Annotated in this window: 3 protein-coding genes and 1 pseudogene; 1 reads left to right on the top strand and 3 read right to left on the bottom strand. The window is 69.1% G+C overall.

Features of this window, described 5'->3' with window-relative positions; all coding sequences use genetic code 11:
• Positions 1 to 906: pseudogene (locus tag J7495_RS13445) on the top strand (DNA-directed RNA polymerase subunit beta'); the annotation flags it as partial.
• A gap of 96 nt (positions 907 to 1,002) precedes the next feature.
• Here the strand turns inward: J7495_RS13445 and J7495_RS13440 are convergent.
• From J7495_RS13440 to J7495_RS13430, 3 genes are read right to left on the bottom strand one after another with little or no spacing between them, the layout of a single operon-like run.
• On the bottom strand, positions 1,003 to 2,427 hold the full coding sequence (locus J7495_RS13440; protein WP_294057093.1) for an efflux transporter outer membrane subunit: 1,425 nt from the start codon (positions 2,425 to 2,427) through the stop codon (positions 1,003 to 1,005).
• On the bottom strand, positions 2,424 to 5,627 hold the full coding sequence (locus tag J7495_RS13435; RefSeq protein ID WP_294057091.1) for an efflux RND transporter permease subunit: 3,204 nt from the start codon (positions 5,625 to 5,627) through the stop codon (positions 2,424 to 2,426). Before J7495_RS13435 ends, J7495_RS13440 begins: the two co-directional genes overlap by 4 nt.
• A 6-nt stretch (positions 5,628 to 5,633) precedes the next feature.
• The gene (locus tag J7495_RS13430; protein WP_294057098.1) at positions 5,634 to 6,848 is read right to left on the bottom strand and encodes an efflux RND transporter periplasmic adaptor subunit; all 1,215 of its coding nucleotides are present in this window, start codon (positions 6,846 to 6,848) and stop codon (positions 5,634 to 5,636) included.
• Positions 6,849 to 6,925 lie beyond the last annotated feature (77 nt).

The raw sequence follows: 6,925 nt of genomic DNA, 5'->3' as shown, positions 1-6,925 counted from the left end.
CGCGTCGCCGAGCTCTTCGAGGCGCGCAAGCCCAAGGAGAATGCGATCATCGCCAAGGTCTCGGGCCGTGTCGTCTTCGGCAAGGACTATAAGGCCAAGCGCAAGATCGGCATCCAGCCGGACGATGGCGGCGAGGTCGTGGAGTATCTGGTTCCGAAGTCGAAGGTGATCGACGTCCAGGAAGGCGACTACGTCAAGCGTGGCGACAACCTGATCGGCGGCTCGCCCGATCCGCACGACATCCTCGAAGTGCTCGGCATCGAGCCGCTCGCGGAATATCTCGTGTCGGAGATCCAGGAAGTCTATCGACTCCAGGGCGTGAAGATCAACGACAAGCACATCGAGGTGATCGTTCGCCAGATGCTGCAGAAGGTCGAGATCACCGACGGCGGCGACACCACGCTGCTCGCCGGCGAACAGGTCGATCGCGACGAGATGGACGAGCACAACGAGAAGCTGGCTCCGGGTCAGGCCCCCGCACAGGGCAAGCCGATCCTGCTCGGCATCACCAAGGCGTCGCTGCAGACCCGCAGCTTCATCTCGGCGGCGTCGTTCCAGGAGACCACCCGCGTGCTCACCGAGGCCGCGGTCCAGGGCAAGCAGGACACGCTGCAGGGCCTGAAGGAGAATGTCATCGTCGGCCGCCTTATCCCGGCGGGTACCGGCGCGGGCATGAACCGCCTGCGGGTTGCGGCCACGTCGCGCGATGCGGCGCTCCGCGTCCAGCAGAAGGCGCTGCAGAACGCCCTGATCGCGCCGAACAGCGCGGCCGAGGAACGTGCCGCCGAGCACGCGCGCTCGGTGCGCGACGCGGCCGGCACCGGCAGCGATCCGCTCGGCGAGGTCGTGCCTTCGGGCCACGGCACCGACGAGGATGCGGGCGACTATCTCGAGACCGGGGAATAAGCCCCCCGGTCAGCGGGATCCGCTGAAGAAAAGAGCCGCCGTCCGGACTGCCGGGCGGCGGCTTTTTCGTTGCGGGGGGTTACCGGGGCTGGAAAGCTATGGGTTCGGCGTGGGCACCGGGACGGGCTCGCCCTCCCCTGCCTCGAGCAGCATGTCGCCGCCGAGCGAGCGGTAGAGGCTCACGAGGTTGGTCGCCTGGGTCAGCTGCGTCGCCACCAGCGTCCGCCGCGCCGAATAGAGCGAGCGCTGGGCGTCGAGGCTGGCGAGGAAGGTGTCGATCCCGCCGCGGTAACGCGCGTCGGTGAGTGCATAGGTATCCGCGGTGGCGTCGACCTGCGCGCGGGCGGCTCGGAGCTGTTCGGCCATGGTTCCGCGGCGCGCGAGCGCGTCCGAAACCTCGCGGAAGGCGGTCTGGATCGTCTTCTCGTAGGTGGCGAGCAGCGCATCGCGCTGGGCCTCGCTGAGCTGGACGTTCGCCCGCCCGGCGCCCGCGCGGAAGATGGGATAGCTCGCCGCCGCGCCCGCCGACCAGTTGAACCCGCCGCCGCTGAACAGACCGGTCAACGCATTGCTCGCGAGGCCGAGGAGACCGGTGAGCGTGATCCGCGGGAACAGCGCGGCGCGCGCGGCACCGATCTCGGCATTGCCCGCGCGGAGCTGGTATTCGGCCTGGACCACGTCCGGCCGGCGGAGCAGCACGCTCGAATCCATGCCGGCGGGCAGTTCGGCAACGGTCGCCGCGGCTTCGTCGATCGAGGCGGGGAGCGTCGCCGGATCGATGGGGGCGCCGACGAGCAGCTGGAGCGCGTTGATGTCCTGCGCGAGCGCGGTGGTCTGCTGCGCGACGTCGCCGCGCGCGGTCTCGAGCACCTGCTCGGCCTGGCGCAGGTCGGTGCGCGGCGCGATGCCGCCGTCGAGCCGCGCCTTGGTGAGCGTCACGCTGCGCTCGGCATTGGCGGCGGTATCCTGCGCGATCTTGAGCAGGCTCGCGTCCGAGGCATAGGTGAGCCACGCCTCGGCGATGTCGCCGACCAGCGTGAGCCGCGTCGCGCGCGCGGCGGCCTCGGTGGCGAAATAGCGGTCCTGCTCGGCGCGGCTCAAGGAGGCGAGCCGGCCGAACAGGTCGATCTCGAAGCTTGGGACCGCGACATCGGCGGTGAAGCTCGTCCGCCGCGGCGTGCCCTTGCTGTCGGCGACGGTCGCGCCGGCGTTGGCGTCGACCTCGGGGAGCTGGTTCGCGCGCTGGATGCGATATTGCGCGCGCGCCGCGGCGATGTTGGCGGCGGCGACGCGCAGGTCGCGGTTGTTGACCAGCGCCTGCTCGATCAGCGCCTGGAGCCGGGGGTCGCGGAAGACGTCGCGGTAGCTGATCGCGGGGAGCGACGCCTCGCTCTGGCGAAGATAGGCGTCGCCCACCGGCCAGGATGCCGGCACCGACGATTCGGGCCGCGCATAATGCGGGTCCATCGAGCAGCCGGCGAGCGCCGTGCCGATCATCAGCGAAAGGACGAGGCGCTTCATGGACCGGGCTCCGGTTGCGGCGGCGGGGCCGGGTGATGGTGGATCGCGTGGAGCGCGCTCCGCGTCGTGCGGCGGACGAGCACGAAGAACAGCGGGATGTAGAAGATCGCGAGGATCGTCGCGGTGAGCATGCCGCCGATCACCGAGGTGCCGATCGCGATGCGGCTGTTCGCGCCCGCACCGGTCGAGATCGCCAGCGGCAGCACGCCGAAGATGAAGGCGAGGCTGGTCATCAGGATCGGCCGCAAGCGGATCCGCGCCGCCTCGAGCGCAGCTTCGATCACGCGCTTGCCTTCCTTCTCGGCGCGCTCGGCGAACTCGATCATCAGGATCGCGTTCTTGGCGGCGAGACCCATGGTGGTGAGCAGGCCGATCTGGAGGTAGACGTCGTTCTGGAGTCCCCTGAGGGTCACCGCGAACACCGCGCCGACGAGTCCGAGCGGGATGACGAGCAGCACCGCGACGGGGATCGTCCAGCTCTCGTAGAGCGCGGCGAGGCAGAGGAACACGACGACCAGCGAGATGGCGTAGAGCAAGGGCGCCTGCCCCGAGGACAGCCGTTCCTGATAGGAGAGCCCCGACCAGGCGATGCTGGTGCCGGGGATCTCGGCGGCGAGCGCCTCGATCCGCTTCATCGCCTCGCCCGAGCTCTTGCCCGCGGCCGGCTGGCCCTGGAGCTCATAGGAGGGGATGCCCTGGAAGCGCGAGAGCGTGGTCGGCGCGGTCTGCCAGCTGGTCTGAGCGAAGGACGAGAACGGCACCATCTGACCGTTGCCGGTGCGGACGAACCATTGGTCGATGTCTTCGGGCGCGGCGCGGAATTCGGCATCGCCCTGGACATAGACGCGCTTGACCCGGCCCCGGTCGACGAAATCGTTGACGTAGCGGCCGCCCCAGGCGGTGGAGAGGGTGGTGTTGACGTCGGCCTGGGTGAGGCCGAGCGCCGTCAGCTTCTCCTGGTCGATGTCGATCTTGAGCGTCGCCACGTCGGGCAGGTCGGAGAGGCGGACCGCCGTCAGGTCCGGATCGGCGTTGGCGGCGGCGAGCAGCTTATCGCGCGCGGCGGCGAAATCGGCGGCGGACATGCCGCTGGCGTTCTGCAGCTCGACCGTGAAGCCGTTCGACTGGCCCAGGCCGCGGATCGCGCCGGGGACGAGCACGAAGACCTGCGCGTCGCGGAAATTGTGGAAAGCGGCCGAGGCGCGCGCGACGATCGCGTCGGCGGAGTTCTTCGAGCCCGGGCGATCGGCCCAGTCGGCGAAGTTGACGAAGCCCTGACCGGTGTTCTGCCCGCTGGGGCCGCCGCCCCCGCCGCCGCCCGCGACGGTGAACATCGTCGTGACGTTCTTGGCCTCGTGCTGCTTGAAATATTGCTCGATCTTCTGCTGCACGTCGGTGGTGCGGCCCTGCGTCGCACCCGCGGGCAGGCGGAACTGGAGCTGCGCCGCGCCTTGGTCCTCGGTGGGGAGGAAGCCGGTGGGCAGCCGCGAGAACAGCAGCACGAGCAGCACCGCGACGCCCGCATAGATCAGCAGGAAGATGAACTTGCGGTCGACCACCTTGCTGACCGCGCCGGCGTAGCGGTCGACACCCTTTTCGAAGCTGTCGTTGAACCACGCCCGCGCCCGGCCGATGCGATCGCCCACGCCGGGGAAGCGCCGGGCGATCCAGCCCTCCTCGGGCGCGCCTTCCTCCGCCTTGCGCTTGAGCAAGGTCGCGCAGAGCGCCGGGCTCAGGATCAGCGCGACGAGCACCGAGAGCACCATCGCCGAGACGATGGTGATCGAGAACTGCCGGTAGATCACGCCGGTCGAGCCGCCGAAGAACGCCATCGGCAGGAACACCGCCGACAGCACCAGCGCGATCGCGACCAGCGCGACCTGGATCTGCGACATCGACGCGATCGTCGCCTCGCGCGGCGACATGTCCGGATTCTCCTCGAGCAGGCGCTCGACATTCTCGACCACGACGATCGCATCGTCGACGAGCAGGCCGATCGACAGCACCAGCCCGAACAGGGTCAAGGTGTTGATCGTGTAGCCGGCGACATAGAGGATCGCGAAGGTGCCGAGCAGCACCACCGGCACCGCGATCGTCGGGATCAGCGTCGCGCGCCAGCTCTGGAGGAAGACGAACATCACGATCACGACGAGCACGATCGCTTCGATCAGCGTCTTCACCACTTCCTCGATCGAGAGCTTGATGAAGGCGGTGGTGTCGAAGGCGTAGGCGTATTTGAGCCCCGGCGGGAAGCTCTTCGACGCCTGCGCGACCGCGGCCTTCACATTCTCGGCGGTAGTAAGCGCGTCGGCGCCGGGCGCGAGGCTGATCGCGATGCCTGCGCCGGGGTGGTTGTTGACGCGCGTGACGGCATTGTAGCTGTCCGCGCCCAGCTCCACCCGGGCGACGTCGCGCAGCAGCACGTGCGCGCCGCTCGTCTCGGTCTTGAGCAGGATCTTGCCGAACTGCTCGGGGGTCTGGAGTTTCGACTGGGCGGTCACCGTCGCGTTGAGCATCTGCTCCCTGGGCATCGGCTGGCCGCCGATCTCGCCCGCGGCGACCTCGGTGTTCTGGTTGGTGATCGCGGTGATCACGTCGCTCGGCATCAGCGAATAGCTCGCCAGCCGCTCGGGGTTCAGCCAGATGCGCATCGCATAGGGAGCGCCGAACACGTTCGAATCGCCCACCCCCTCGACGCGGCCGAGCGGGTCCTGCAGGTTCGAGGCGAGCCAGTCCGATACGTCCTGGCCGGTCATCTTGTCGGTCTCGTCATAGACGCCGACGATCAGCAGGAAGTCCGGGTTGGACTTGGTGACGCGCACGCCCTGCTGCTGTACCTGCTGCGGAAGCCTGGAGAGGGCTTGCTGGACCTGGTTCTGGACCTGGACCTGGGCGATGTCCGGGTCGGTGCCCTTCTCGAAGGTCGCGGAGATGCTCACCGAGCCGCGCGAGCTCGACGACGAGCTGAAGTAGAGCAGCCCGTCGATGCCGGTGAGCTGCTGCTCGATCACCTGGGTGACGCTGTTCTGCACCGTCTCTGCCGAGGCGCCGGGGTAGGTCGCGCGGATGTTGACCTGCGGCGGCGCGACGTCCGGGTACTGGGCGATCGGCAGCGTGAGGATCGCACCGAGGCCGGCGAGCATCACGATGATCGCGATCACCCAGGCGAAGATCGGGCGATCGATGAAGATACGCGACATGAGACTCTATCCGCCCTTCGCCTGGCCGCCCTGGCTGCCCTGCCCCTGCTTGGGCGGCTCGATCCGCTGCGCCGAACTCGCGGGCACCGGCTTGAGGTCCGCGTTCGGCTTGAGCGTGCCCGTCCCCTGCACGATCACCTTGTCGCCCGGGTTGAGCCCCTTGGTGACCACCCAGTTCGCGCCCTGCGTCCTGTCGGCAGTGACGGGGCGGCGCAGCGCCTTGTCGCCGGGGCCGACCACCCAGACGGTCGCGCCGCCCTTGGGATCGCGGATCAGCGCCTGCTGCGGCACCAGATAGGCCCGGGTGTCGACCGACTGGGCGAGCACCGCGCGGACGAACATGCCGGGGAGCAATATGCCCTGCGGATTGGCGAAGCTCGCGCGCAGCGTCACCGTGCCGGTGTTCTGGTCGACCATCACTTCGGCGAAGCGGACGGTGCCCGCCTGCTCGAAGTCGCTGCCGTCCTCGAGCTTGAGCCGCACCGCGGCGCTCGCGGGCACGACGCCGCCCTGCGCGAGCGTGCGGCGCAGCGCGAGCAGGTCGGCGCTCGATTGCTGGATGTCGACATAGATCGGGTCGAGCCGCTGGATCACGGCGAGCGGATCCGCCTGGTTGGCGGTCACCAGGCTGCCCTCGGTGATCAGCGAGCGGCCGATCCGCCCGGTGATCGGCGCGGGGACGCGGGTGAAGCGCAGGTTGATCCGCGCGGTGCGCAGCGCGGCGTTGGTCTGCGCGACCGAGGCATTGGCCTGGCGCGCAGCGGCGACCGCGTCGGTATAATCCTGCTGCGACACCGCCTGCATCTGCGCCAGCGGGCGATAGCGATCGGCCTTGACCTGCGCCGCTGCGGCATTGGCGCGCGCGCTCTCGAGGTTGGCGGCCGACTGCGAGACCTGCGCCTGATAGAGGCTGGGATCGATCTGGTAGAGCGTCTGCCCCTGGCGGACGATCGTCCCTTCCTGGAAGAAGCGCCGCTGGACGATCCCCGCGACCTGCGGCCGCACCTCGGACATCTGGTACGCCGTCACGCGCCCGGGCAGCTCGGCGGTGAGCGGCACGCTGGTCGGCTGGACGACGACATAGCCGACCTGGGCGGGGCCGCCGGGGCCGCGGCTGCCGGATTTCCTGTCGGCGCTTTCGCCCGAACAGGCGGCGAGCAGCGCGAGGGCAGCCAGCGGGACGAGTCGCGCATGGCGGCGGGCAGGCGGACGGGGGAGGATCAAGCAGCGCTTCCGATCATAACGCCAGTCTAATGATACTGGCTCATTCGCGAAACTCGTGCCCTCCGTTCTTGTTT

Source organism: Sphingomonas sp. (genome assembly GCF_017745215.1).
Classification (GTDB): Bacteria; Pseudomonadota; Alphaproteobacteria; order Sphingomonadales; family Sphingomonadaceae; genus Sphingomonas.
Note: the sequence above shows the minus strand (reverse complement) of the source record. Positions and strands in the feature narration are given on the sequence as shown.